This is a genomic window from Pseudomonas sp. WS 5503, assembly GCF_012985385.1.
GTDB lineage: Bacteria > Pseudomonadota > Gammaproteobacteria > Pseudomonadales > Pseudomonadaceae > Aquipseudomonas > Aquipseudomonas paracarnis.
In genome coordinates this window covers 124,743-150,401 of sequence record NZ_JAAQWI010000007.1, presented here as the reverse complement: position 1 = coordinate 150,401, position 25,659 = coordinate 124,743, and the positions used below count along the sequence as shown (strand labels likewise).

The 25,659-nt window shown below is 62.5% G+C and carries 24 protein-coding genes and 1 pseudogene; 20 read left to right on the top strand and 5 right to left on the bottom strand.

Going from position 1 to position 25,659, the window contains the following annotated elements; genetic code table 11:
* The first annotated feature begins 2 nt into the window (after positions 1–2).
* The 3 genes and pseudogenes from lpdA to HBO10_RS18675 all read left to right on the top strand — a co-directional run bounded on the left by lpdA (position 3) and on the right by HBO10_RS18675 (position 2,595).
* Complete coding sequence (gene lpdA, locus HBO10_RS18680) at positions 3–1,382, top strand: dihydrolipoyl dehydrogenase (RefSeq protein ID WP_034127973.1); 1,380 nt, start codon at positions 3–5, stop codon at positions 1,380–1,382.
* A 25-nt stretch (positions 1,383–1,407) separates the two neighbouring features.
* Positions 1,408–1,494 (top strand): annotated as a pseudogene (locus HBO10_RS31370) (outer membrane lipoprotein carrier protein LolA); the annotation flags it as partial.
* An 81-nt stretch (positions 1,495–1,575) separates the two neighbouring features.
* On the top strand, positions 1,576–2,595 hold the full coding sequence (locus HBO10_RS18675; RefSeq protein WP_003192309.1) for a branched-chain amino acid aminotransferase: 1,020 nt from the start codon (positions 1,576–1,578) through the stop codon (positions 2,593–2,595).
* Between the two features lie 242 nt (positions 2,596–2,837).
* On the opposite strand, the gene HBO10_RS18670 is transcribed toward HBO10_RS18675, so the two are convergent.
* On the bottom strand, positions 2,838–3,731 hold the full coding sequence (locus HBO10_RS18670; RefSeq protein ID WP_080757716.1) for a GNAT family acetyltransferase: 894 nt from the start codon (positions 3,729–3,731) through the stop codon (positions 2,838–2,840).
* A gap of 223 nt (positions 3,732–3,954) precedes the next feature.
* Here HBO10_RS18670 and HBO10_RS18665 point away from each other — a divergent pair, with 223 nt between their 5' ends.
* The 7 genes from HBO10_RS18665 to HBO10_RS18635 all read left to right on the top strand — a co-directional run bounded on the left by HBO10_RS18665 (position 3,955) and on the right by HBO10_RS18635 (position 9,870).
* A complete protein-coding gene (locus HBO10_RS18665) occupies positions 3,955–4,881 on the top strand; it encodes an arginine deiminase-related protein (RefSeq protein WP_034127974.1) in 927 nt (308 codons plus the stop codon).
* Between the two features lie 11 nt (positions 4,882–4,892).
* Entirely contained in the window at positions 4,893–5,939 is a 1,047-nt protein-coding gene (locus HBO10_RS18660) for an ornithine cyclodeaminase (protein ID WP_034127975.1), read from the top strand.
* 227 nt (positions 5,940–6,166) lie between these two features.
* Entirely contained in the window at positions 6,167–6,946 is a 780-nt protein-coding gene (locus tag HBO10_RS18655; RefSeq protein ID WP_032896457.1) for an ABC transporter substrate-binding protein, read from the top strand.
* 176 nt (positions 6,947–7,122) lie between these two features.
* A complete protein-coding gene (locus HBO10_RS18650) occupies positions 7,123–7,824 on the top strand; it encodes an ABC transporter permease (RefSeq protein ID WP_034127976.1) in 702 nt (233 codons plus the stop codon).
* Complete coding sequence (locus tag HBO10_RS18645) at positions 7,821–8,534, top strand: ABC transporter permease (RefSeq protein ID WP_169922050.1); 714 nt, start codon at positions 7,821–7,823, stop codon at positions 8,532–8,534. Before HBO10_RS18650 ends, HBO10_RS18645 begins: the two co-directional genes overlap by 4 nt.
* Positions 8,535–8,537: 3 nt before the next feature.
* Positions 8,538–9,368: an ATP-binding cassette domain-containing protein gene (locus tag HBO10_RS18640; protein ID WP_269836098.1), complete on the top strand. Its 831-nt coding sequence runs from the start codon at positions 8,538–8,540 to the stop codon at positions 9,366–9,368.
* Positions 9,369–9,372: 4 nt separating this feature from the next.
* Positions 9,373–9,870 (top strand): Lrp/AsnC family transcriptional regulator, encoded by a 498-nt coding sequence (locus tag HBO10_RS18635; RefSeq protein WP_003192319.1) that lies wholly within the window; start codon positions 9,373–9,375, stop codon positions 9,868–9,870.
* Between the two features lie 126 nt (positions 9,871–9,996).
* Here the strand turns inward: HBO10_RS18635 and HBO10_RS18630 are convergent, their stop codons facing one another.
* The 4 genes from HBO10_RS18630 to HBO10_RS18615 all read right to left on the bottom strand — a co-directional run bounded on the left by HBO10_RS18630 (position 9,997) and on the right by HBO10_RS18615 (position 14,222).
* Entirely contained in the window at positions 9,997–10,878 is an 882-nt protein-coding gene (locus HBO10_RS18630) for a TIGR03915 family putative DNA repair protein (RefSeq protein WP_034127977.1), read from the bottom strand.
* The gene (locus tag HBO10_RS18625) at positions 10,875–12,095 is read right to left on the bottom strand and encodes a putative DNA modification/repair radical SAM protein (RefSeq protein WP_034127978.1); all 1,221 of its coding nucleotides are present in this window, start codon (positions 12,093–12,095) and stop codon (positions 10,875–10,877) included. The genes HBO10_RS18630 and HBO10_RS18625 overlap by 4 nt, the downstream gene beginning before the upstream one ends.
* Before the next feature lie 187 nt (positions 12,096–12,282).
* Positions 12,283–13,620: a SidA/IucD/PvdA family monooxygenase gene (locus HBO10_RS18620; protein WP_034127979.1), complete on the bottom strand. Its 1,338-nt coding sequence runs from the start codon at positions 13,618–13,620 to the stop codon at positions 12,283–12,285.
* A gap of 119 nt (positions 13,621–13,739) precedes the next feature.
* On the bottom strand, positions 13,740–14,222 hold the full coding sequence (locus tag HBO10_RS18615) for a sigma-70 family RNA polymerase sigma factor (RefSeq protein ID WP_034127980.1): 483 nt from the start codon (positions 14,220–14,222) through the stop codon (positions 13,740–13,742).
* Between the two features lie 326 nt (positions 14,223–14,548).
* Between HBO10_RS18615 and HBO10_RS18610 the strand changes: the two genes are divergently transcribed.
* The 10 genes from HBO10_RS18610 to HBO10_RS18565 all read left to right on the top strand — a co-directional run bounded on the left by HBO10_RS18610 (position 14,549) and on the right by HBO10_RS18565 (position 25,648).
* Positions 14,549–15,718 (top strand): efflux RND transporter periplasmic adaptor subunit, encoded by a 1,170-nt coding sequence (locus HBO10_RS18610; protein ID WP_034127981.1) that lies wholly within the window; start codon positions 14,549–14,551, stop codon positions 15,716–15,718.
* A 1-nt stretch (position 15,719) separates the two neighbouring features.
* On the top strand, positions 15,720–17,690 hold the full coding sequence (locus HBO10_RS18605) for a MacB family efflux pump subunit (RefSeq protein WP_034127982.1): 1,971 nt from the start codon (positions 15,720–15,722) through the stop codon (positions 17,688–17,690).
* Entirely contained in the window at positions 17,683–19,095 is a 1,413-nt protein-coding gene (locus tag HBO10_RS18600; protein WP_034127983.1) for an efflux transporter outer membrane subunit, read from the top strand. Before HBO10_RS18605 ends, HBO10_RS18600 begins: the two co-directional genes overlap by 8 nt.
* Positions 19,096–19,202: 107 nt before the next feature.
* On the top strand, positions 19,203–19,958 hold the full coding sequence (locus tag HBO10_RS18595; protein WP_034128156.1) for a hypothetical protein: 756 nt from the start codon (positions 19,203–19,205) through the stop codon (positions 19,956–19,958).
* A gap of 112 nt (positions 19,959–20,070) precedes the next feature.
* Positions 20,071–20,838 (top strand): FCD domain-containing protein, encoded by a 768-nt coding sequence (locus tag HBO10_RS18590; RefSeq protein WP_034127984.1) that lies wholly within the window; start codon positions 20,071–20,073, stop codon positions 20,836–20,838.
* A gap of 236 nt (positions 20,839–21,074) precedes the next feature.
* The gene (locus HBO10_RS18585; RefSeq protein ID WP_034127986.1) at positions 21,075–22,277 is read left to right on the top strand and encodes an ABC transporter substrate-binding protein; all 1,203 of its coding nucleotides are present in this window, start codon (positions 21,075–21,077) and stop codon (positions 22,275–22,277) included.
* Between the two features lie 57 nt (positions 22,278–22,334).
* Positions 22,335–23,195 carry a branched-chain amino acid ABC transporter permease gene (locus HBO10_RS18580; protein WP_003192337.1) on the top strand — a complete coding sequence of 287 codons (861 nt, stop codon included), beginning with the start codon at positions 22,335–22,337 and terminating at the stop codon, positions 23,193–23,195.
* A gap of 1 nt (position 23,196) precedes the next feature.
* Entirely contained in the window at positions 23,197–24,207 is a 1,011-nt protein-coding gene (locus HBO10_RS18575) for a branched-chain amino acid ABC transporter permease (RefSeq protein WP_034127987.1), read from the top strand.
* The gene (locus HBO10_RS18570; RefSeq protein ID WP_014719039.1) at positions 24,204–24,953 is read left to right on the top strand and encodes an ABC transporter ATP-binding protein; all 750 of its coding nucleotides are present in this window, start codon (positions 24,204–24,206) and stop codon (positions 24,951–24,953) included. Before HBO10_RS18575 ends, HBO10_RS18570 begins: the two co-directional genes overlap by 4 nt.
* Positions 24,953–25,648, top strand: coding sequence for an ABC transporter ATP-binding protein (locus HBO10_RS18565; protein ID WP_003192343.1), 696 nt, complete (start codon positions 24,953–24,955; stop codon positions 25,646–25,648). Before HBO10_RS18570 ends, HBO10_RS18565 begins: the two co-directional genes overlap by 1 nt.
* Positions 25,649–25,659 lie beyond the last annotated feature (11 nt).

The window sequence follows — 25,659 nt, the reverse complement described above, 5'->3', positions numbered from 1 at the left end:
GCATGACTCAGACATTGCACACCACGCTGCTGATTATCGGCGGCGGCCCCGGCGGTTATGTCGCGGCGATTCGCGCAGGCCAACTGGGCATCCCCACCATTCTGGTGGAAGGCCAAGCACTGGGCGGCACCTGCCTGAACATTGGCTGCATTCCCTCCAAGGCGCTGATCCATGTGGCCGAGCAGTTCCAGCAAACCGTGCACCATAGCCAGGGCTCGCAGTTGGGCATTGAGGTGGATGTACCGACTTTGGACATCCGCAAGAGCGTGGAATGGAAAGACGGCATCGTTGACCGCCTGACCACCGGCGTCGCCGCACTGCTGAAAAAACACAAGGTGCAGGTGATCCATGGCTGGGCCAAAGTCATCGACGGCAAGACCGTCGAGGTGGGCGAGCAACGCATCCAGTGCGAACACCTGCTGTTGGCCACCGGCTCGACAAGCGTCAACCTGCCGATGCTGCCGATTGGCGGGCCGATTATCTCGTCCACCGAAGCCCTGGCACCGACCCATGTACCCAAACGTTTGATCGTGGTGGGCGGTGGTTATATCGGCCTGGAACTGGGGATTGCCTACCGCAAGCTGGGTGCCGACGTCAGCGTGGTCGAGGCCCAGGCGCACATCCTGCCGGCCTACGACGCCGAGCTGACCCTGCCGGTGGCTGAATCCCTGAAGAAACTCGGCGTGAAGCTGTACCTGGAACACAGCGTCACCGGCTTTGCCGACAACAAGCTGCAAGTACGTGCACCCAATGGCGACACCCTGGCGCTGGACACCGACCAGGTGCTGGTCGCCGTGGGGCGCAAACCCAACACCCAAGGCTGGAACCTCGAAGCGCTGAACCTGGACATGAACGGCGCGGCGATCAAGATCGACAGCCGCTGCCAGACCAGCATGCGCAACGTGTACGCCATTGGCGACCTCAGTGGCGAGCCGATGCTGGCGCACCGGGCCATGGCCCAGGGCGAAATGGTTGCCGAACTGATCAGCGGCAAGGCCCGCGAATTCAACCCGGCGGCAATTCCGGCGGTGTGCTTTACCGACCCAGAACTGGTGGTGGTCGGCAAGACCCCGGACGAGGCCAAGGCGGCTGGCCTGGATTGCATTGTGTCGAGCTTCCCGTTCGCCGCCAATGGCCGGGCCATGACGCTGGAGTCCAAAGCCGGCTTCGTGCGGGTGGTGGCGCGGCGTGACAATCACTTGATTGTTGGCTGGCAAGCGGTGGGGGCTGGGGTTTCGGAACTCTCCACTGCGTTTGGCCTGAGCCTGGAAATGGGCGCGCGCCTGGAGGATGTGGCCGGCACCATTCATGCCCATCCGACCTTGGGTGAAGCGGTGCAGGAAGCGGCGTTGCGGGCATTGGGGCACGCGTTGCACCTGTAAAAACACAACCCCTGTAGGAGCGAGCTTGCTCGCGAAAATCGCCAACGATAACGCGGGCCACCCAGTTAAACGCGGCGTCCTTGCGTTCTTCGCGAGCAAGCTCGCTCCTACAGGGGATGCGAACAGCCCTGTGAATGCAGTATTGTTCGCCCATCCAGAAAAAAATCCGACTTGACCAGAGATAGAGGGTGTCATGGGTAACGAGAGCATCAATTGGGACAAGCTGGGTTTTGACTACATCAAGACCGACAAGCGGTTTCTCCAGGTCTGGAAGAACGGCGAATGGCAAGCTGGCACCCTGACCGACGACAATGTGCTGCACATCAGCGAGGGCTCCACTGCCCTGCATTATGGCCAGCAATGCTTCGAGGGCCTGAAGGCCTACCGTTGCAAGGACGGCTCGATCAACCTGTTCCGCCCGGACCAGAACGCCGCCCGCATGCAGCGCAGCTGTGGCCGCCTGCTGATGCCACAAGTGCCGACCGACGCGTTCATCGACGCCTGCAAACAAGTGGTCAAGGCCAATGAGCGCTTCATCCCGCCGTACGGCAGTGGCGGCGCGCTGTACCTGCGCCCGTTCGTGATCGGCACCGGTGACAACATCGGCGTGCGTACCGCGCCGGAATTCATCTTCTCGGTGTTCTGCATCCCGGTCGGTGCCTACTTCAAGGGCGGCCTGGTGCCGCACAACTTCCAGATCTCCGGCTACGACCGCGCCGCGCCGCAAGGCACCGGTGCCGCCAAGGTTGGTGGCAACTACGCCGCCAGCCTGATGCCGGGTTCGGAAGCGAAGAAATCCGGCTTCGCCGACGCGATCTACCTGGACCCGATGACCCACTCGAAAATCGAAGAAGTCGGCTCGGCCAACTTCTTCGGCATCACCCACGACAACCAGTTCATCACGCCGAAGTCGCCTTCGGTATTGCCGGGCATCACCCGCCTGTCGCTGATCGAACTGGCCCAGACCCGCCTGGGCCTGGAAGTGGTAGAAGGCGAAGTGTTCATCGACAAGCTGGACCAATTCAAGGAAGCCGGCGCCTGCGGTACCGCTGCCGTGATCTCGCCTATTGGCGGCATCCAGTACAACGGCAAGCTGCACGTGTTCCACAGCGAGACCGAAGTCGGCCCGATCACCCAGAAGCTCTACAAAGAGCTGACCGGTGTGCAGACCGGTGACGTGGAAGCGCCAGCGGGTTGGATCGTCAAGGTCTGACAGCCACAAAAGCCAGCGACACCACAAAACCCTGTGGGAGCTGGCTGGTTGATCGTTCCCACGCTCGCTTGATCGTTCCCACGCTCCGCGTGGGAATGCAATGCATCCCCTGACGCTCCGCGTCACCTGTTGTCCGGCGGGACGCGGAGCATCCCAGGCGGCATTCCCACGCAGAGCGTGGGAACGATCAAAGGCCTATCGCTATCGCAGGCAAGCCAGCTCCCACACTGGTTTCTGCACCTTCATGAGCGTGGCGTAATATTCTCGGCAATCTTCTTGCCCATACTGATCCTCGGCTCCACCCCATACCCCAACGCCTCATAAAACCCCACCACCACGTCATTGCCGCCGGTGATCTGCAGGTTGATTTTCATGCAACCCAGCGCTGTCAACGCCTGTTCGGCATAGCGCACCAGCGACGACCCCAGGCCATGGCGCCGATAGTCGGTATGCACCGCCACCGAATACAACCAGCCACGATGCCCGTCATAGCCGGCGAGGATGGTACCGATCACGGCTTTGTTGTCGGTGGCAACGAAGAACAACCCGTCATTGACCGCCAGTTTCTTATCAATCGCCAGGCTCGGCAGGTTATGCGCGGTGTCATAGCCAAACGCCTGCTGCCATAACTCAATCACCTGGGAACGGTGTTGACGGTCGCGATACGGCCCGATGGGGTGGCGGGACAACAGCGCCTTTTCCATCACCAACGTGCGCTCGTTGCCGTGGTACACGTCACGCACGTTGTGAAAACCCAGCTTGGCGTAGAAGGCTTGCGCCGTCAGCGAGGACGGCACGCTCAGCACCGTCACGCCGGCTTCACGGGCGCGCAGCTCGATCTCGATCATCAACAATCGGCCAATGCCCTGCCCTTGCAGCGCCGGGTTGACGAACACCGAGCGCACCACGTTGCCGTCCAGTGCGGCCGTAGCAACGATCAGTTGATCCTGAGTCGCCACCAACACCACACGCCGCTGGAGTAACGCCATTACCGCGTCGGGGGTGAAGTTGCTGGCAACCCGCGCAATCACATCTGCTGGGTAATCACGTGCGTTGCTGCTGTGCAGCGCAGCCAGGATGACCTGGCTGATGCCCTCGGCATCTGAAGGTTGGGCAAGGCGAACAGCGGTAGACATGGTTCCTCCTGGCTGACACAACGATAACAATCACCACAATACCAATGTGGGAGCTGGCTTGCCTGCTCCCACAGGTTGATCGTATTTCAATCTGGCAGCCGATTCGGCTGCGCCACCCCCGTTTTCAGCTTTCTTGGCTGAGCCACCCCGCTGTTTCAGCCGGGATCCTTTCCCCGCAACGCACACAATAGCGGCACAAGATCCCCAACGGACCCGTGCCCCCATGCAAACCACCAACACCGTCCTGATGATCCGCCCGGCGCGCTTTGCCTTCAACCCGGATACCGCGATCAACAACCGTTTCCAACGCCCGCCGCTGGACCCGCTCAGTGCACAGCACAAAGCGCTGGAGGAGTTCGACGGTTATGTCGACACCCTGCGCCAGCATGGCGTGGAGGTGCTGGTGGTGCAGGACACGCCGGCGCCTCATACGCCCGACTCGATCTTCCCCAACAACTGGTGGAGCAGCCATGCCGACGGCAGCCTGGTGCTCTACCCCATGGAAGGCCAGAACCGCCGACTGGAGCGCAACAAGGGCGTGCTGCAAGTACTGGAGCAACGCTTTGCGATCAACACCACCATCGACCTCAGCCACCTGGAACAACAGAACATCTTCCTGGAAGGCACCGGCAGCATGGTGCTCGACCGCCAGCACCGCATCAGCTACGCGTGCCATTCGGGGCGCACCCACCACGCGGCCCTGCGCCAGTTTGCCGAACGCCTCGACTACCAACTCTTTGTGTTCCACGCCCTGGACCGTCACCAGGCCCCCATCTACCACAGCAACGTGATGATGAGCGTTGGCCGCGACCTCGCGGTGGTGTGCCTGCAGGCCCTGCCCGACGACAGCGAGCGCCTGGCCCTGGAACGCTCCCTGCGTGACACCGGCAAGGACATCCTCAGCCTGGACTTCGACCAGTTGGAAGCCTTCGCCGGCAACATGCTGGAGGTCCACGACCGGGACGGCCAGCCATTGCTGGTGATGTCCGCCAGTGCCTGGGGCGCCCTGCATCCGGCGCAGCGTCAGCATGTGGAACGCCATACGCGGCCGGTGGTGGTGAATATCGACAACATCGAACGCATCGGCGGCGGCAGTGCCCGCTGCATGCTGGCCGAAGTGCATCTGCCGGCCCGTCCCTCATTTCAATAAGGAGTCCTGCCATGACCCGTTATATCGACGTCAACGACCTCAGCTACCTGGTATCGCAAAAAGGCCTGCAAACCTGTATCACCGAGATGGCCGACTACATTCGCGCCGACTACCTGCGCTGGCAGGATTTCGAAAAGTGCGCGCGCCTGGCCAACCACTCACCGGATGGCGTGATCGAGCTGATGCCGGTGTCCGACGCTTCGCTGTACGCCTTCAAGTACGTCAACGGCCACCCGAAAAACACCCTGGCCGGCATGCTCACCGTGATGGCATTCGGCGCCTTGGGCGACGTCGACACCGGCAAACCGGTGCTGCTAGCGGAGATGACCCTGACCACTGCGATCCGCACCGCTGCCACCTCGGCCCTGGTCGCCCGCTACCTGGCCCGCGCCAACAGCCGCAGCATGGCGCTGATCGGCAACGGCTGCCAAAGCGAATTCCAGGCACTGGCCTTCCACGCCATGCTGGGCATTACTGAAATCCGCTTGTTCGACATCGACCCCCAGGCCACCGCCAAGCTCGCCGCCAACCTCAAGGCGTTCCCGGCGATCAAGGTGATCCTGGCCGCCAGCGTCGCCGAGGCAGTCAAAGGCGCGGACATTGTCACCACCGTGACTGCAGACAAGGCCTACGCCACCATCCTGACTGACGAGATGATCGAGCCAGGCATGCACCTCAATGCCGTGGGCGGTGACTGCCCGGGCAAGACCGAGCTGGACCGCCGTATCGTCGAGCGCGCCAGGGTGATCGTCGAGTACGAACCGCAAAGCCGCATCGAAGGCGAAATCCAGCACATGCCGGAAGATTCGCCGGTCACCGAGCTGTGGCAAGTGATCAACGGCCAACAGCCGGGCCGCGAGAATGAGCGCCAAATCACCCTGTTCGACTCGGTGGGTTTTGCCATCGAAGACTACTCGGCCCTGCGCTATGTACTGGACGTGGCCAAGGCCCTGGATGTGGGGAGCGAGCTGGAGCTGGTGCCAGACCTGGCCGACCCGAAAGACCTGTTTGCACGCCTGGCCCAGCAACCTGTGGTACAGCATAAAAAGCGCGCCTGAAACCGCTCTGGCTTGCCGCTTTGCGCCCAGGGCAGGCCAGATTCGGGTGGGTTGAAAGCCGATTTTGCCGGTGTCACAGCCGATTCCGCTGCATTGCCTGTTTTAACAGCGCAATTTGCGCTTTGCGCAGGGGGTAAACGACACAAAAAACGCACCATCATGAAGCATTCTCTGCTCCCAGTTATTCACTGCCCCTGACATCAATTACAAAATATAGGGACCGACACATGACTCCTCTGCGATCACTCTTCGCTGCGTTGCTGTTGCCACTGTGCGCCACTGCTGCCCACGCCCAGGACTGGAAAGAAATCCGGTTTGGCGTGTTCCCCGAATACCCGCCCTTCGAATCCGTCGCCGCCGACGGCAGCCTGCAAGGTTTCGATATCGAACTGGGCAACGCCATCTGCGCCAAGCTCGAAGTGAAATGCACCTGGGTGCACAACGAATTCGACGGCATGATCCCGGCCCTGCGTGCGCGCAAGTTCGACGCGATCATGTCTTCCATGGCCGTGACCCCGGCCCGCGAGAAAGTCATCGACTTCACCGACCGCCTGTTCCTCAGCCCCACCTCGGTGATCACCCGCAAAAACGCCACCTTCGGTGACACCCCCGAGTCGCTGAACGGCAAGCAGGTTGGCGTGCTGCAAGGCTCGTTGCAGGAAGCCTATGCCCGCGCGCACCTGGCCAAGCTCGGTGCACAGATCAAGGCGTACCAGTCTCAGGAACAGAACTACGCCGACCTGCAAAACGGCCGCCTCGACGCCACCCTGACGGACAAGCTCGAAGCCCAGCTCAACTTCCTGTCCAAGCCCGAAGGCGCCGACTTCAAGACCGGCCCGGCCTTCAAGGACCCGACCCTGCCTCTGGACATCGCCATGGGCCTGCGCAAGAACGACCAGGCGTTGCGTGAGCTGATCAACAAGGGCATCGCCGCCGTCCAGGCCGATGGCACCTACGCCCAGATCCAGAAGAAATATTTTGGCGATCAGGACATCTACAACGAGTAACCGGCAACCGTGCCCCTGTGGGAGCGGGCGTGTTGTGGCGAGGGAGCTTGCTCCCGCTGGGGTGCGAAGCGCCCCCAAAAAGCCGGCTCCAACTGCGCTGTCGAACGGGAGCCAGCTCCCTCGCCACAACAAGCAGTTCCCACAGTAAATCCGTGCACTCCTTCGAGATCTTCCCCATGAACGACCTCTTCAACCTTCAAGGCTACGGCCCCATGCTGGCCCAGGGTGCCTGGATGACGCTCAAGCTGGCGTTCCTCGCCCTGGCCCTGAGCCTTACCCTGGGCCTGGTCGCCGCGGGCGCCAAACTCTCCAGCGCCAAATGGCTGCGCGTGCCGGCCACGCTCTACACCACGTTGATCCGCAGCGTGCCGGACTTGGTGCTGATCCTGTTGATCTTCTACAGCCTGCAACTGTGGCTCAACGACCTGACCGAAGCGTTCGGCTGGGACTACGTTGAAATCGACCCGTTTACCGCCGGAGTGATCACCCTGGGCTTTATTTACGGCGCGTATTTCACCGAAAACTTCCGAGGCGCGATCCTCAGTGTGCCGGCCGGCCAACTGGAAGCCGCCACCGCCTACGGCTTGAGCCGCTGGCAGCGCTTTCACCTGGTGCTGTTCCCGCAACTGATGCGCTTTGCCCTGCCGGGCCTGGGCAATAACTGGCTGGTGCTGCTCAAGTCCACGGCGCTGGTGTCAATCATCGGCCTGTCAGACCTGGTCAAGGCCGCGCAGAACGCCGGCAAGTCCACCAGCGAGCCGCTGTACTTCCTGATCCTCGCGGGCCTGGTGTACCTGGTGATTACTACCCTCTCCAACCGCATCTTCAAGCGCCTGGAACGGCGCTATAACCTGGGCATCAAGGGGATGGCGCGATGATCGAACTGTTCCAGCAATACGGCCTGGCCTACCTGTTCAGCGATGGCAGCGGCCTGTCCGGTGTCGCCATGACCTTGTGGCTGTTCATTATCTCGGTAGTGCTGGGCTTTGGCCTGTCGATCCCCCTGGCGCTGGCACGCGTGTCAGAGCATTTCTGGCTGCGCTGGCCGGTGGAGGTCTACACCTACCTGTTCCGCGGCACGCCGCTGTATATCCAACTGTTGATTTGCTACACCGGGCTGTGCAGCCTGGAAGTGGTGCAGGACAACGCCCTGCTCAACCAGTTTTTCCGCAATGCGCTGAACTGCACGCTGTTGGCGTTTGTGCTCAACACCTGCGCCTACACCGTGGAAATCTTCGCCGGGGCAATCCGCAACATTCCCCATGGCGAGATCGAAGCCGCACGCGCCTATGGCCTGCACGGCTGGCGGCTGAACCTGTTTGTGATCGTGCCCGCCGCATTGCGTCGCGCCCTGCCGGCCTACAGCAATGAAATGATCCTGATGCTGCACGCCACGTCGCTGGCGTTCACCGCCACCGTCGCCGACATCCTCAAGGTCGCCCGCGATGCGAATGCCGAGACGTTCCTGACCTTCCAGGCTTTCGGCATCGCCGCCCTGCTTTACATGCTGCTGTCCTTTGCACTGGTGGGCCTGTTCAGGCTGGCCGAACGTCGCTGGATGCGCTTTCTTGTTCCTACCCGAGGCTAACCCATGAATCAGTCCGCGCAGGCCCTGGCCGCTTATCCAATGGATGTACCCGTCGGCAACACCGCCACGGCGGCCATCAAGCTGCAAGTCGAAGGTATCCATAAACGCTACGGCGAACACGAAGTGCTCAAGGGCGTGTCCCTCAACGCACGCCAGGGCGATGTGATCAGCTTGATCGGCGCCAGCGGTTCGGGCAAAAGCACGATGCTGCGGTGCATCAATTTTCTGGAACAGCCTGACGCCGGGGTGATCACCCTGGACGGCATCAGCATCGAAATGCAACCAGGCCGCGCCGGCACCCGCGCGCCGCACCAGGCGCAACTGCAAAACCTGCGCACGCGCCTGGCCATGGTGTTCCAGCACTTCAACCTGTGGAGCCACATGACCGTGCTGGAAAACATCACCATGGCCCCGCGCCGGGTGCTGAACGTGAGCGCCGCCGAAGCCGAGAAACGTGCGCGGCTGTACCTGGACAAGGTCGGCCTGCCGAGCCGCGTGGCGGACCAATACCCGGCGTTCCTGTCCGGCGGCCAGCAGCAGCGCGTGGCGATTGCGCGGGCGCTGGCGATGGAACCGGAGATCATCCTGTTTGATGAACCTACCTCGGCCCTGGACCCGGAGCTTGTAGGAGAAGTGCTAAAAGTCATACAGACGTTGGCCGAGGAAGGTCGTACCATGCTGATGGTCACCCACGAAATGGGCTTTGCCCGCCAGGTGTCCAGCCAAGTACTGTTCCTGCACCAGGGCCGAGTCGAGGAACACGGCGGCGCCGAGATCCTCGACCGTCCCACCAGCGAACGCTTGCAGCAATTTCTTTCCAACCGTTTGAAGTGAACTCATGGATACCAAGGCCAACGGACCCCATTCTTCCCCTACGCTGGATCGCATCGACGAAGCGATCATCGACGTACTCAGGCATCAGGGGCGTATCACCTACGAAAAGCTCTCGTCATTGGTGCACCTCACCCCCAGGCCCTGCCTGGAGCGGGTGCGCAAGCTGGAGCGACGCGGGGTGATCCGTGGGTATGGGGCGATCATCGATGTGCAGATGGTCTCACCGGGGCTGTCGCTGCTGGTGCTGGTGGCCCTGTCCAACCAAAGCGGGCGCTCGGCGCAAAAGGCTTTCGAAGCCTGCGTGAAAGCCTGCCCGCAGGTATTCGAATGCCAGTTGATCAGCGGGCCGTTCGACTACAGCCTGCGCATGCGCTGCCGGGATATGGAGCATTACAGGGTGCTGACCGAGACCTGGTTGAACAATGATGAGTTGCACATTGATAAGCTGGTGGCGCATCCGGAGTTGGCGGTGGTCAAGAACACCGCGACCGAACTGGCCTGAACCAGCTAGCTCGTTCCCACGCTCTGCGTGGGAATGCATCCAATGACGCTCCGCGTCACAACTTCAAGAGCAGACGCGGAGCGTCCAGGGTGGCATTCCACGCAGAGCGTGGGAACGATCAATCAGTCACCCCACATCTGACGGGTCGACCGCTATCGCAGGCAAGCCAGCTCCCACATTGACCGGGTTTGCAATTCTTTTGCCTGGCTTGGCACCCACCAGCTTCGCCTGCCCATCCTTCTGCTTGCCCGTACGCGCCTCGCTGATCAGCCCCGGGATCAACTTGCCCTCCGGCAAATTCTTCCAGAAGCGGCTGGGTAAATGCCCTTCCATCACCTTGGGGTTCAGCCGCGCCGGGTTGAAGATGTGGCTGTAGTAGGTCAACCACATCGCACTGTGGGGATCTTCAACATTCTGTGCCAGTTGCTGCCAGGCCTCGGGGCACTGGCGCTGATGAATCAATTGCTCGCCGTCGTAATACACCCCGTCCAGGGGCGTGGCGATCATCCAGCGATGGCGGCCCATGCGCCCGATAAAATGCTCGCTGGCGCTCTTGAGAATGTCATGGGCTGGTTCATGCCAGGCCACGTACTCCGGCAGTTCCGGCCCGGCCCCGTCCGGCAGCGCGATGAAGCGCACAAACGCGTGCAAGTGGTGGGCCTCCCGGCTGACTTGCTTGATGCGCCGTTGCAACTCGCTGCCAAGCTTGTCACCCGCGAGCATGGCCGTGCGATCACCGTGGCTGACCCGCCATAGCACTTCATACAACAGGCTCCAGCGCTGATCACCTTGATAACAGGCAGCGGACTCCAACAATTGCAACAACGCCTTGGGTATGCGCGCCTGAAACGGCCCCATCCCTGGTGGGATCAGTTCATCGGTAGCGAACAGGTCCGCCGCCTGCACCTCGCCCCAACTGACCTGGCTGGGGTCGACCTGATGGCTGAGCAACCAGCGGGCCTGTTCGCGCCAGGTGCTGAACAGGTTGTCGCACTCCAGGCTGATCATCCCCACAGCCCCATCTGTTGCGGCTGCGGACGGTCACGCAATTGTTCGCGCAACAACACACTGGTGCTGTCGGCCTGCTGCGGGTGGTAGTCGCTGGTGATGAAAAACGGCTTGGCCTTGGCCAGCACGCAGCGCATGCGCGCCAGGTCTTCGAAGCGGATCTTGCGTTCACGGCGCAGGTCGACCAGGCGCTGGGTGGTGCGCAGGCCGATGCCGGGGATACGTGCGATCAGGGTCGGCTCGGCGCGGTTGAGGTCCAGGGGGAACACCTCGCGATGCTCCAGGGCCCACGCCAGCTTGGGGTCGATATCCAGTGCCAGGTCACCGGGGCCGGCGAACAGCTCATTGGCGCTGAAACCGTAGCTGCGCAGCAGGAAATCAGCCTGGTACAAGCGGTGCTCGCGCATCAAGGGCGGCGCGGCCAGGGGTACGCTTTTCGGGCTGTTGGGGATGGGGCTGAACGCCGAGTAATACACGCGGCGCAACTTGAAATTACCGTACAACGCCTCGGCACCGTGCAGGATGGTGCTGTCGTCGGTGTCGTCGGCACCGACGATCATCTGCGTGCTCTGCCCGGCCGGGGCAAAACGTGGCGCACGGGGTTCGTTGAGCACCGTCTGTTCGCCGGTGTAGATGGTCTGCATGGCCTGCTTGATCGAGCCGATCTGCTTCTCGGGCGCCAGGGTTTGCAGGCTGGCGTCGGTGGGCAGTTCGATATTCACACTGAGGCGATCGGCATAACGGCCAGCCTCGGCGATCAGGGCCGAGTCGGCATCGGGGATGGTCTTGAGGTGGATATAACCGCGAAAGTCATGCTCTTCGCGCAGCAGTTTGGCGACCCGCACCAGTTGCTCCATGGTGTAGTCCGACGAACGGATGATGCCGGAACTGAGGAACAGCCCACTGACGCAATTGCGCTTGTAGAAATCCAGGGTCAGGGTGACCACCTCCTCCGGGCTGAAGCGCGCACGGGGCACGTCGCTGGAGCGGCGGTTGACGCAGTATTGGCAGTCGTAGAGGCAGAAGTTGGTGAGCAACACCTTGAGCAACGACACGCAACGGCCATCGGGCGTGTAGCTGTGGCAGATGCCCATGCCATTGGTGGAACCCAGCCCCGCCTTGCCCTCGGAACTGCGCTTGGGCGCGCCACTGCTGGCGCAGGACGCGTCGTACTTGGCGGCGTCGGCGAGGATGCTGAGTTTTTCGATCAACTGCATGGAGGACTACCGATACTGGTTTTTTGTACAGTACCAATAGCCACACTTTGTCACAAGTGCCGTCTGTAGGAGCGAGCTCTTGTGGCGAGGGAGCTTGCTCCCGCTGGGCTGCGAAGCGGCCCCAAAAGCTTGCGGGCGCTGCGCACCCGAACGGGAGCAAGCTCCCTCGCCACAATAAGGGGATCGGTCAGCTGGCGGTTGCCAGGAGCAGGTCCTGCACCGAACGCGCCTTGCCACGGTGATGGTCCAGCGCATACAACGACGCCGCAATCTCATCCGCCCGAATCGGCAGCACCGACAGCAAGGTATCGCTCAAGCCATGGCTGGCCTGGCTGAAGCCCTGGATGTAGATGCCAGCCTTGCAGCGCTCGTCGGTGACGATGCGGTAGTCGCGGGCCACTTCGAAGTCGCCCATATAAGCGTGCAGCGGTGCCAGCAGTTCACGGTGCATCTGGCGCTCGTAGCCGGTAGCCAGGATTACCGCGTCGTAATGGTTGAGGCTGGTTTCGCCGGTGGCGCTATTGCGCAGGGCCAGTTCGATACCCAGCGGGCCTGGGGTGGCCTTCTCCACTACGGTCAGGGTGCGGAACGCCTGGCGGGCGATGCCGGAGACTTTCTGGCGGTAGAAAATCCCGTAGATTCGCTCGATCAGGTCCAGGTCCACTACCGAGTAGTTGGTGTTCTGGTATTCGGCGACCAAACGCTCACGCTCGGCACCGACTTGCTGGAACACCAGGTCAGTAAAGGCCGGCGAGAACACTTCGTTGACGAACGGGCTGTCGTCGGCCGGTTTGAGCGCCGAACCGCGCAGGATCATGTCGACCTGCACCGACGGGAAGCTGTCATTGAGGTCAATAAAAGCTTCGGCCGCGCTCTGGCCGCCGCCGATCACGGCGATGCGCATCGGCTTGCCGTCTACGCACGGCTGGCTGGCCATGCGCTCCAGGTACTGGGAATGGTGAAACACCCGGCTATCGCCCTTGAGCGCCTTGAATGCCTCGGGGATGCGCGGTGTGCCGCCGGCGCTGACCACCACCGAACGGGTGGTGCGCACATGCTGCTCGCCCTGGGCATCACGGGAGATCACGCGCAACGCCTCGACCTGTTGCTGATGCAGGATCGGCTCGATGGCCAGCACTTCCTCGCCGTAGTTGGCCTGGGCCTGGAACTGCCCCGCCACCCAGCGCAGGTAGTCGTTGTACTCCATGCGGCAAGGGTAAAAGGTGCCCAGGTTGATGAAGTCCACCAGGCGGTCGTGGGCCTTGAGGTAGTTGACGAAGGAGTACGGGCTGGTGGGGTTGCGCAGGGTCACCAGATCCTTGAGGAAGGAAATCTGCAGTTCACTCTGGGTCACCAGGGTATTGCCGTGCCAGCGGTAGTCGGCTTGTTTGTCGAGAAACAGCACGTCCAGCTTGCCCTGGGCCTTTTCACGCTCCTGCAGGGCGATGGCCAGCGCCAGGTTCGAAGGGCCGAAACCGATCCCGATCAGGTCATGAACCGCGGGCGAAGCAATTGCCTGTGTCATTCCAGTGTCCTCTGGATAAGCCCCTTGGCGGTGGGGCGGGAATACCTTCATGGCCTGAACAACAGGCCGTGTGTTGATAGGAAACGAGGACAGTGAAATAAAATTTAACTAACAGCCGATCAGTGCGCTTCCCACTCGCGCATACGCACCCGGCAGTGCTTCATCGCGTTGACGATGTGTTTTTCCACCAGGCTGCGGGAAATGTTCAGGCGTTCAGCGATTTGCAGATGGGACAGGCCTTCGAGTTTGCGCAACAGGAAACTGTCGCGACAGGCCGCCGGCAGCTCGGCCAAGGCGCGCTCGAGCATCTCCAGGCGCCGGCCCTGGTCGTGGCTGGCGTGGGGGGAACAGGCGGCGAAGCGCTCTTCGCTGTCCAGCACCTCCAGGGGCTCGGCCTGGCGCACGGCATTGCGCCGATGGCCGTCGATCACCAAGTTCAAGGCGGTGCGGTACAGGAAGGCGCGGGGCTGTTCGATCGGGGTGTCGCTTGCGCGCTCGAGCACCCGCACATAAGCGTCATGCACCACATCTTCGGCCACCTGACGGTTGCCCAGCTTGGCGTTGAGGAAACACACCAGCTCGCGATAGTAGTTTTCCAACATGACTCCTGACCCCACGGCCTTGGTACAAACGACACCCGGCCCCTGTAGGAGCGAGCTTGCTCGCGAAAAACCCAAGAGCGCATCCCCTTACCTGGATGCGCCCGCAATCATTGGCGGTTTTGCCATCACCGATGATGGCAGTTTGAGTGTGTGCAATTTATAGTAATTCTCATCTACTTTTAAAGAACTCTCTCATCAGCGGTCGGTTTTTTTCGCAATTCGCGCTGTAACTACTTATGTAACAGCCTAAATTCCGGAGCATTTTCCTCGTTTACCTGTCAGCTCTGCGCGACTGCGCCCCGAACTTTCCTGGCTGGAAGCTACCCATGAAACGCCCTCGACCTGCCCGACGCGCCCTGCTTGTGGTGGCGTGCCTGATTCCCATCGTTGCGTTTGCCACCTGGCAGAGCCTGACGCCGGGCCGCGATGCCCTGGCCACCGTCACCGTGACCCGCGCCGACATCGAAAACAGCGTCACCGCCCTGGGCACCCTGCAACCGCGACGTTACGTAGACGTCGGCGCCCAGGCCTCCGGGCAGATCCGCAAGATCCACGTCGAGGCCGGCGACCAGGTCCAAGAGGGCCAATTGCTGGTGGAGATCGACCCCGCCACGCAAAAAGCCAAGCTCGACGCCAGCCGCTATGCCATCGAAAACCTGCAGGCCCAGTTGCAGGAGCAGAAAGCCCAGCACCAACTGGCCCATCAGAAGTACCAGCGTCAGCAGCGCCTGAGTGCCGGCAACGCCACCCGCGAGGAAGACGTGCAGACCGCCAAGGCGGAACTCAGCGCGACCCAGGCGCGGGTCCAGATGTTCCAGGCACAGATCCGCCAGGCCCAGGCCAGCCTGCGCAGCGATGAAGCCGAGTTGGGCTACACGCGCATCTACGCGCCAATGACCGGTACCGTGGTGGCCGTGGATGCACGCGTCGGCCAGACCCTCAACGCGCAACAGCAAACGCCGCTGATCCTGCGCATCGCCAAGCTATCGCCCATGACGGTGTGGGCGGAAGTCTCCGAAGCCGACATCGGCCATGTCAAACCCGGCATGAGCGCGTATTTCACCACCCTGAGCGGTGGCAGCCGGCGCTGGACCAGCACCGTGCGCCAAATCCTGCCGATCCCGCCCAAGCCCTTGAACGAAACCCAGGGCAGCGGCAGCCCGAGCAGCACCAGCAAGAGCGGCACTGGCCGAGTGGTGCTGTACACGGTGCTGCTGGACGTGGACAACGCCGACAACGCGCTGATGGCCGAGATGACCACCCAGGTCTTTTTCGTCGCCAGCCAAGTCAAGAACGCCCTCTCCGTACCCGTCGCCGCCTTGCAAAGCGTGCCCGGCTCCGCAGCGCAAATCGCCCGGGTGGTCGCCAAAAACGGAGCCATCGAAGACCGTGAAGTGCGCCTGGGCATCAGCGACCGCCTGAGGGTGGAAGTGCTCGAGGGGTTGAGCGAGGGCGACCACCTGTTGATCGGCCCGGTTGATAGCCATGGGGGCTGAAATGACCACGCCCCTGATTGAACTCAAAGGCATCCGCAAATCCTACGGCGGCGGCGACAGCCCGCAGGTCGATGTGTTGCGCGGCATCGACCTGTCGATCCATGCCGGCGAGTTCGTCGCCATTGTCGGCGCGTCGGGCTCGGGTAAATCGACGCTGATGAACATCCTCGGCTGCCTCGACCGCCCCACCGAGGGCGACTACCTGTTCGCCGGGGAAAACGTCGCCCACCTGGGCAGCGACGAGCTGGCCTGGCTACGCCGCGAAGCCTTCGGTTTTGTGTTCCAGGGCTACCACTTGATTCCCTCAGGCTCCGCCCAGGAAAACGTCGAGATGCCGGCGATCTATGCCGGCATCAGCGCCGCCGAACGCCATGCCCGCGCCAGCGCCCTGCTCACCCGCCTGGGCCTGGCCGAGCGCACCGGCAATCGGCCGCACCAGCTGTCGGGTGGGCAACAGCAACGGGTGTCCATCGCCCGCGCCCTGATGAACGGCGGCCATATCATCCTCGCCGACGAACCCACCGGCGCCCTCGACAGCCATAGCGGCGCCGAGGTCATGGCCTTGCTCGACGAGCTGGCGAGCCAGGGCCATGTGGTCATTCTGATTACCCACGACCGTGAAGTGGCGGCGCGAGCCAACCGCATCATCGAGATTCGCGACGGCCAGATCATCAGCGATTCGGCTGACACCCGCGCGGCCACGCCCAGCGTGGCGGCCGGCGCCTTGCACGCCGTGGACCTGCGCCAACGCCTGGTCGACGGCGCCGAGCACAATGGTGCCTGGAAAGCCGAATTGCTGGATGCCGTGCAGGCCGCCTGGCGGGTGATGTGGATCAACCGTTTTCGCACGGCGCTGACGCTGCTGGGCATCATCATCGGCGTCGCGTCGGTGGTGGTGATGCTGGCAGTGGGCGAAGGCAGCAAGCGCCAGGTCATGGCGCAGATGGGCGCGTTCGGCTCCAATATCATCTACCTCAGCGGATCTTCGCCCAACCCGCGTACGCCGCTGGGTATCGTGTCCCTCAACGATGTCGCGGCCCTGGCGACGCTGCCTCAGGTCAAGCGCATCATGCCGGTCAACGGCACCGACGCGGGAGTGCGCTTCGGCAACGTCGACTACATGGCTTACGTGGGGGGCAACGACACCAACTTCCCGGAGATCTTCAACTGGCCGGTGGTCGAGGGCAGCTACTTCACCGAGGCCGACGAACGCGCCGCCGCCACGGTCGCCGTGATCGGCGCGCGCATCCGCCAAAAATTGTTCAAGGACGTGGCCAGCCCTATCGGCCAGTACATCCTGATCGAGAACGTCCCCTTCCAGGTGGTCGGCGTGCTCGCGGAAAAAGGCTCCAGCTCCGGCAACAAGGACAGTGACGACCGTGTCGCCATTCCCTACAGCGCCGCCAGTGTCCGCCTGTTCGGCAGCTACAACCCCGAATACGTGGCGATTGCCACCACCGATGCACGCAAGGTGCATGAAGCCGAACGCGCCATCGACCAGTTGATGCTGAAGCTGCACAACGGCAAGCGCGACTACGAGCTGACCAACAATGCCGCGATGATTCAGGCCGAAGCCCGCACCCAGAACACCCTGTCGCTGATGCTCGGCTCGATTGCGGCGATCTCGCTGCTGGTGGGCGGCATCGGCGTGATGAATATCATGTTGATGACCGTGCGCGAACGCACCCGTGAAATCGGCATCCGTATGGCCACCGGGGCGCGCCAGCGCGACATCCTGCGCCAGTTCCTCACCGAGGCGGTGATGCTCTCGGTGGTCGGCGGCCTGTTCGGTATTGCCCTGGCATTGCTGGTGGGCGGCGTGCTGGTGCTGGCTGAAGTGGCGGTGCAGTTTTCCCTGGTGGCGGTGCTCGGCGCGTTTGGCTGTGCGCTGGTCACCGGCGTCGTATTCGGCTTCATGCCGGCCCGTAAAGCTGCCCGGCTCGATCCGGTTAAGGCGTTGACCAGTGAATAAACGATCTCTCACTCCACAACTGTCAGCGTTCAGTGTGTGCCTGTTGCTCACGGCCTGTGGCGCTAACCCGCCGGCCATCGACAGCGGCCTCGCCACGCCCGCCACCTGGCACTATGCAGAACGCGAAGCGACCCAAGCCATCAACCAGCGCTGGTGGACGCAGTTTGGCAGCCCGGCGTTGAACCGCCTGATCGACCAGGCCCGTCGTGACAGTTTCGACGTAGCAGCCGCCATGGCGCGGGTCCGTCAGGCCCAGGCCACGGCGGTGATTGCCGGCGCACCGCTGCTGCCGGAACTGAAGTTCAACCTCACCGCCAGCCGGCAAAGGCTCTTGCGCGGCAGCGGCAACTCGGACCTGGACGCCACCGAAAGCAATCGGACCGTCAACAGCTATGACGCCAGCCTCACCGCCAGCTATGAAATCGACTTCTGGGGGGGCCGCGCCGCTGCGCGCGACAGCGCCGTGCAGAGCCTGCACGCCAGTGAGTTCGATCAGGCCAACGTGGAGCTGACACTGCTCAGCAATGTCGCCGACCGCTACGCGCAAACCCTGGCCGCACGCCAGCGCCTGCAGATTGCCGAGCTCAACCTGGCGAATGCACGCCATGTGCTGAACCTGGTACAGACCCGCCACGACGCCGGTTCCGCCACGGCCCTGGAACTGGCACAACAGAAGAGCCTGGTGGCCAGCCAGCAACGGCAGTTGCCGCTGATCCAGCAATCGGTCGAAGAGTCGCAAATCACTTTGGCCGCCTTGCTCGGCCAACCCGTACAGGCCCTGGACCTGGGCGCTGAACCCTTCCAGGCATTGACCTGGCCGAGTATCGGGCCCGGTGTACCGAGCCAGTTATTGAGCCGGCGCCCCGACCTCGCCCAGGCCGAAGCCCAGTTGGCAGCGGCCCGTGCCGACGTCACGGTGGCCCGTGCAGCGATGCTGCCCTCAGTGACATTGGGCGCGACCCTCGGCTCTGGCGCATACAAGGCCCAAGAGGTCTTGCGCAGCCCCTTCTACACCCTGACCTCGGGCCTGATGGCGCCAATCTTCAACAATGGCCGGCTGAGCGCCGAGCGCGACAAGGCTCGGGCACGCCAGGATGAACTGCTGCAAAGCTACCGCGGGGCGATCATCAATGGCTTTGCCGATGTGGAAAAAGCCCTCAGCAGCATCACCCGCCTTGACCAGCAACGCCAGTGGCAAAGCGAGGAGCTGCAACAGGCGCAGACCGCGTTTCAGATTGCCCAGAGCCGCTACGAAGCCGGTGCCGAAGACCTGCTCACGGTGCTGGAAACCCAGCGCACTTTGTACGGCGCCCAGGACCAGAACGTGCTACTGCGCCTGTCGCGCCTACAAGCCAGCATCGCCCTGTACAAGGCATTAGGCGGTGGCTGGAAAACCAACATCTGATAAACGAAACTCATATTTCATACACGAGTTGTTTCTTCACCCTACATTCTCCACCTCAAGGTCCTTGGTAAAAAAGCCGTTATCACACGGAAGCCCGGGACCTCATGATGAAACCCAGCGTTGTTGTAAAAGGCCTGGCCTGCATTGGCTGCTGGTTGATACCGAACCTGGCGCTGGCCACGCCCTTGATCGCCCCCACCGCAATCGACTGGCTGCTGGACTGCCCCCTCACCACGACGGCGCACTTGAACCCGCAAGTGGTTGGCCGCACCCAATGCGGCCTGGTCAACGTCCCCCGCGACCATGCCGCACCCCAGCGCGGCCGCCTAAGCTTGAGCGTGACACGGGTAGGCGCACGGCAACCGCTCAACCGTGAAGGTGTCGTGTTCATCCAGGCCGGCGACCCCCTCCAGGCCAAGGACGCGCCTTTCGTTCTTCACCTCGCCAGCCGCTGGGAGTCGCTTGCCACCCAGGCCTATCGCACCCTGGTCGACCGGTATGACGTCATCGAGCTGAGCGCCCGCGACCTGCGCGAGGGCAATGCCGTGGAACAGGCCGCGCGGGACATGGAGTTCGTGCGCGGGCAACTTGACGAGGCGCGCCTCAACTACCTGGGCAACGCCGCTGCCACCCGCCTCGGCAGCCGCTACGGCACGCTGTTTCCCGAGCGTGTCGGGCGCATGGTGCTGATCAATGCCGAGCCTGGCGAAGCATTCGCCACCGGTGTCGAGCAACTCTTGCTCAAGGAGTCGGCGCGCGCAGGCGCCGACGGCTGCGTCAACCGCTGGCTGGGGGATTTTCTCGCCTATGGTAGACAACCGCCGGCGTCCACGCGCTGTCTCGACCTCAGCGCCTGGGAGTAAGTAGCCCACGCATTTACGACCTCTTGCCACCAAAAACGACAGCCTGCGTTGACGCACTTCCCCAATCGTTATTAAGTGCTATTTATCCGCATTAATATGATAAATCACCGCCATGCTGACTCGCCCGCTACGCCGCAAACGCCAGAAGCTGTCCGATGTGATTGTCGAGTCGGTCAAGCGCTCGATCGTCACCGACGCCTTGAAGCCCGGCGACCGCCTGCCCACCGAACGCGAGCTGATGGAAAGCTTCCAGTGTTCCAAGGGTTCGGCACGCGAAGCGCTCAAGGCGTTGGAAGTGGAGGGCTTGGTGAGCACGCGCACCGGCCCCAGCGGCGGGGCTTACTTGAATCAGGCCGGCACCGAGCCGGCCAGCCGCGCCTTGCGCAATTACTTGCACTTCCAGCACCTGGACGGCGAGCAGGTCTACCAACTGCGCAAGGTCATCGAAGTGGAATTGGCGGTGTCGGTGCTCGGGCGTTTGAGCGAAAACGATTACACCGCCCTGCAAGCCAATGTGGATTTTTGCAGCGCCCCTGAAGACAGCGAAGCCGGCCAGCGCGAACAGCGCCTGGCGGAACTGGAGTTCCACAACCTGCTGGCCCGGGCCTGCCCCAACCCGCTGCTGAGTTTCATGGCGCAGTTTCTCAATGACTTGCTGCGCGACCTGGTGGTGCTGAAAAAGGCCTACAAGCCCAAACGCAAGCAGTTCGACGCGGCCAACCTCGACTATCACAAGCAACTGCTGATCGCCTTTCGCGCCGGGGACGAAAGCGCGGTGCGCAGCTTGATGCATGAACACATGTGCGATGCCGAACACCATATGACCGCGCTGGAAGGCCAAGTGAGCCCGCATTTCCTCTTGGAGTTCGACCACCCTTAAACACGCCAACAATCCAATGTGGGAACCCGATCAATGTGGGAGTTGGCTTGCCTGCGATGCGGGCGCCTCGGTGTTACAGGGGACCGAGTCGATGCTATCGCAGGCAAGCCAGCTCCCACAGTTGACCCCGTTCACCCGCGAAATCGAGTTACTCAATAACAAGCCTGCCCACAGGCCCTTGCTCCACCGTATCGCCCTTGCCGCTCCTGCCAATAACTAAACCAGGGAGTCACCCCATGCAGCGTCGTACGTTATTGAAAGCCAGCCTCACCGCGGCCGCCGCCCTCAGCCTTCCGCTGAGCGTGCGTTCGGCATTCGCCGCCGAGCCCTTTACCTTTTACGGCCTCAAGTCCATGTCTGGCGCCTTTGCCAGCTATGGCAAATTTGCCGACATGGGTTCGCGCCTGGCGGTGCAGCAACACGCCCAATTGCTCGGCCGCCCACTGAACTACAAGGTCATCGACACCGAAGGCAACGCCGGCAAGGCAGTGCGCAAGGTGCAGGAGGCCATCGCGCAGGACGGCGCACGGTTCTTCCAGGGATGCACGCTGTCATCTTCCGCGCTGGCAGTGGCCAAGGAAGTGGACAAGGTCGGCGGCGTGTTCATGACCCCGGTGGGCGCCGATGAAGTGACGGGCAAGGACTGCAACAAGGCGACCTTCCGCTGGTCGGTGCCCACCTACGGCGCGATACGCGAAACCATGGTGCCGCTGATCAAGCTGCTGCCGGACGCCAAGCGCTGGTACACCATCACCCCGCAATACGTGTTCGGCGAAGCCTTGCTCGAAGGCGCCAGAAACGTGCTCAAGGAACATGGCCTGGAACACGTGGGCAACAGCTACCACTCGCTGCAGGAACAGGAATTCTCCGGCTACCTGACCAACGCCATTTCCACCAAGCCCGATGTGCTGGTGCTGCTCAACTTTGGCAGCCAATCGTCCAACACCCTGCGCCAGGCCGTGAACTTTGGCATCAAGGAGCGCATGAAGGTGCTGCTGGTGTGGTCTGCCGGCCTGGATCAGTTCCAGGAACTGGGCAGTGATGTGCTCGAAGGCGTGTACCTCGGCGCACAGTACTGGCACCAGGTCGACACCCCGCTCAACCGTGAACTGGTCAAGCTGACCCAGGCCCAATACGGCATCAACCCCACCTACCCTCTGGCCGCCGACTACATCAGCACCAAAGTCATGCTCGACACCATCATCGCGACCGGCAGCTTCGATGGCCCGACCGTGGCCAAGGCCCTCCAAGGCTTGAGCTACGAAGGCCCGACCGGCAAGGAGTCGATCCGCGCCGGCGACCACCAGGTGATCAAGGACTACTACCTGCTGATCGGCAAGGCCAGCGGCGACATGGCTGACAAGGACGACCTGGCCAAAGTGCTCAGCGCTGGCCAATCGTTCCCCGCAGTCGAGGCGACAGGCTGCACGCTCGGCTGACCGCTTAACTTTTGTCGCGCAGGGCCGTGCAAGCGGCCGTCTGCGGAGGGTGCCTGCATGCTTAATTTGTACCTGTTCCAGATTCTCAACGGCCTTGGGCTGGGGATGATCTACTTCCTGATCGCGGTAGGGCTGACGATCATTTTCGGCCTGCTCAACTTCGTCAACTTCGCCCACGGCGCGTTTTTCCTGCTCGGTGCCTACATCTGCTACACCGCGGTGAGCCTCACCGGCAACTTCTGGCTGGCGCTGCTGATCGCGCCGCTAGTGGTGGCCGCACTGGCCTGGGTGATTGAGCGCTTGCTGATCCAGCGCATCTACCACTTGCCACACATGTTCCAGATTCTGGTGACCCTGGGGATCGCCCTGATCATCCAGGAAGCCAGTGTGATGATCTGGGGCCCGGTGGGCAAAAGCGTCGCCGTGCCGGAACTGTTGCGCGGCGTGCTGGTAGTGGGTGATTTCGTCTACCCCTACTACCGCCTGTTCCTTATCGTGTTTTCCGGGCTGGTGGGCCTGGGCCTGTGGCTGCTGCTGGAGCGCACGCGCTTCGGTGCTCTAGTGCGCGCCGGCAGTGAAAGCACCGAAACCGTGTCGCTACTGGGCACCAATATTTTCCGCCTGTTCTCCATGACCTTCGCCCTCGGCGTCGCCCTGGCCGGTGTCGCCGGGGTGTTGTTCGCGCCCTTGCGCGGCGCCCAGCCCTTCGTCGGCCCGGAGATTCTCGGCATCGCCTTCGTGGTGGTGGTGATCGGCGGCATGGGCTCGTTCAGCGGTGCGCTGGTCGGCGGTTTGCTGGTGGGCGTGGTGCAAAGCCTGATGACCACACTCTGGCCCCAGGGTGCGAGCCTGATGATCTACGGCGCCATGGCCGTGGTGATTCTGGTACGCCCTTACGGCCTGTTCGGGAGAGCCTGACATGAGCGAGAAAAACCCCCTGCCGTTTGCCAAGACCCAATCCAGAGCCATGTTGCTGTGGGTGTTGGCCGTGCTGATCGGCCTGCCGTTGGTGTTGCCCTCGGCGACCCTGGCCACCGAGATCCTGATCTTTGCCATGGCCGCCCTGGCCTGCAACCTGCTGCTGGGCTACACCGGGCTGCTGTCCTTCGGCCAAGGCATCTTCTTTGGTGCCGGTGCTTATTGTGCGGCGCTGTTGATGATCCACCTGCAACTGGGCCTGTTCACCGCGTTGCTGGGCGCGGCGATTGCCGGTGGTTTCCTGGCGCTGCTGGTGGGCGCCCTGGCGATTCGGCGCACGGGCATTTACTTCGTGATGCTCACGTTGGCGTTCAGCCAGATGGCGTACTTCGTCGCCTACACCCTGAGCGACTGGACCGGCGGCGACAACGGCCTGCTCAGCGTACCGCGCCCGGAAATTCGTGTGGGCGACACCGTGCTGCTGTCCCTGGCCGATGCCCGTGCCTTCTATGGTTTTGTCGCGGTGCTGTTCCTGCTGATCTTCATCGGCGCACGCCGGGTCATCGCTTCGCCGTTTGGCAGCACGCTGATGGCGATCCGCGAGAACGAAACCCGCGCCTCGGCCATCGGCTACGACACGCGCCACTTCAAGATCCTGGTGTTCGTGCTGTCCGGTGCGGTCACCGGGATTGCCGGGGCGTTGTACGCCATGCTGCTGCACTTTGTGCCGCTGTCGAATATCGACCTGGCAATGTCCGAGAACATCCTGATCATGACCATCGTCGGCGGCACCGGCTCGCTGTTCGGCTCGCTGCTGGGCGCCGGCTCCATCGTGCTGCTGGGCGACTTCCTTTCCGACCTGTGGCCGCGCTGGCTGATGCTGCTGGGGGTGATCCTGATCCTGGTGGTGATCTTCATGCGCGGCGGTTTGTGGGGCGGCCTCGCGTCGCTATTCGAGAAGGTGCACGGCGCGCGCAAACCCGCGGTCGTCGCCAAGGAGGACGGGCTATGAGTATCTTGCTGGAAACCCAGAACCTGGAGCTGGCCTACGGCGCGTTCCATGCGGTCAATGGCGTCAACCTCAAGGTCGAAGCCGGCACCATCCACACCATCATCGGCCCCAACGGCGCGGGCAAGACCAGCCTGTTCCACTGCCTGACGGGTGAACGCCAGGCCACCGCCGGGGCGATCCATTTCGACGGCAAGAACCTGATGCGCAAGCCCGCCCACGGCCGCGTCGGCCTGGGCATGGCGCGCTCGTTCCAACTCACCAGCCTGTTCCAGAACCTCAGCGTGCGCGAAAACCTGCGCCTGGCCGCCCAAGGCCGCGATGGCTCGCGTGCCTTGAACTTCTGGCGTCGGGTGGACAGCCAGCGCGAACACCTGGAGATGGCCGACCAGGTGCTGGAACGCCTGCAACTCACGGCACGCGCCGACACCCTGGCCGGTGAGTTGTCCCACGGCCAGCAACGGGTGCTGGAGGTGGGCATGTCGATCTGCTCCAAACCCAAACTGTTGATGCTCGACGAGCCCACCTCGGGCATGGGCATCGACGATATTCCGATCATGACCCAACTGATCAGCGACCTTGGGCGCGACCATACGGTGCTGTTGATCGAACACAACATGAGCATCGTCATGTCCATCAGCCAGCGCATCACGGTGATGAGCCATGGGCAGATCCTGGTGGAAGGCACGCCGGAGTTCGTGCGCGCCGATGAACGTGTGCGTACTGCCTATCTTGGGGAGGCTGCCTGATGCTGATCGTCGAGAATATCCATTCCTACTACGACAAAAGCCATGTGCTTGAAGGCGTGTCGCTGAGCGTCAACCCTGGCGAACTGGTGACCCTGCTCGGCCGTAACGGTGCCGGCAAGACCACCACCCTGCGCAGCATCCTCGGCATCATCTGCCCGCGCCAGGGTCAGATCCACTTCAACGGCCAGGCGTTGGTAGGGCAAAAGATCTTTGAAATTGCGCGCCAGGGCTTGGCGCTGGTGCCGGAAAACCGCGGGATTTTCCGCCTGCTGACGGTGGAGGAAAACTTGCGCATCGCTGCCCGCAAGCACAGCCGCTGGCAACTGGAAGACGTATACGCCATGTTCCCGCGCCTCAAGGAGCGGCGCAAAAACGCCGGCCATGCGTTGTCCGGCGGCGAACAGCAGATGCTGGCCATCGCCCGCGCCCTGCTTAACGACCCCAAGCTGCTGATCCTCGACGAACCCACTGAAGGCCTGGCCCCGGTGATCGTCGACGAGCTGGTGAAGATCCTGCGCAAGGTCAAGGACGAGGGTCTGCCGGTGTTGCTGGTGGAACAGAACCTGATGGTCTGCGACAAGCTCGCCGACCGTCATTACGTGCTCGAACAGGGCCGCGTGGTGTACGAGGGCAGCGCCGCTGACTTCCGCGCCGACCCGACGATCAAAAACCGTTACCTGGCCTTGAGTGCCTGAGTGGAGATTCC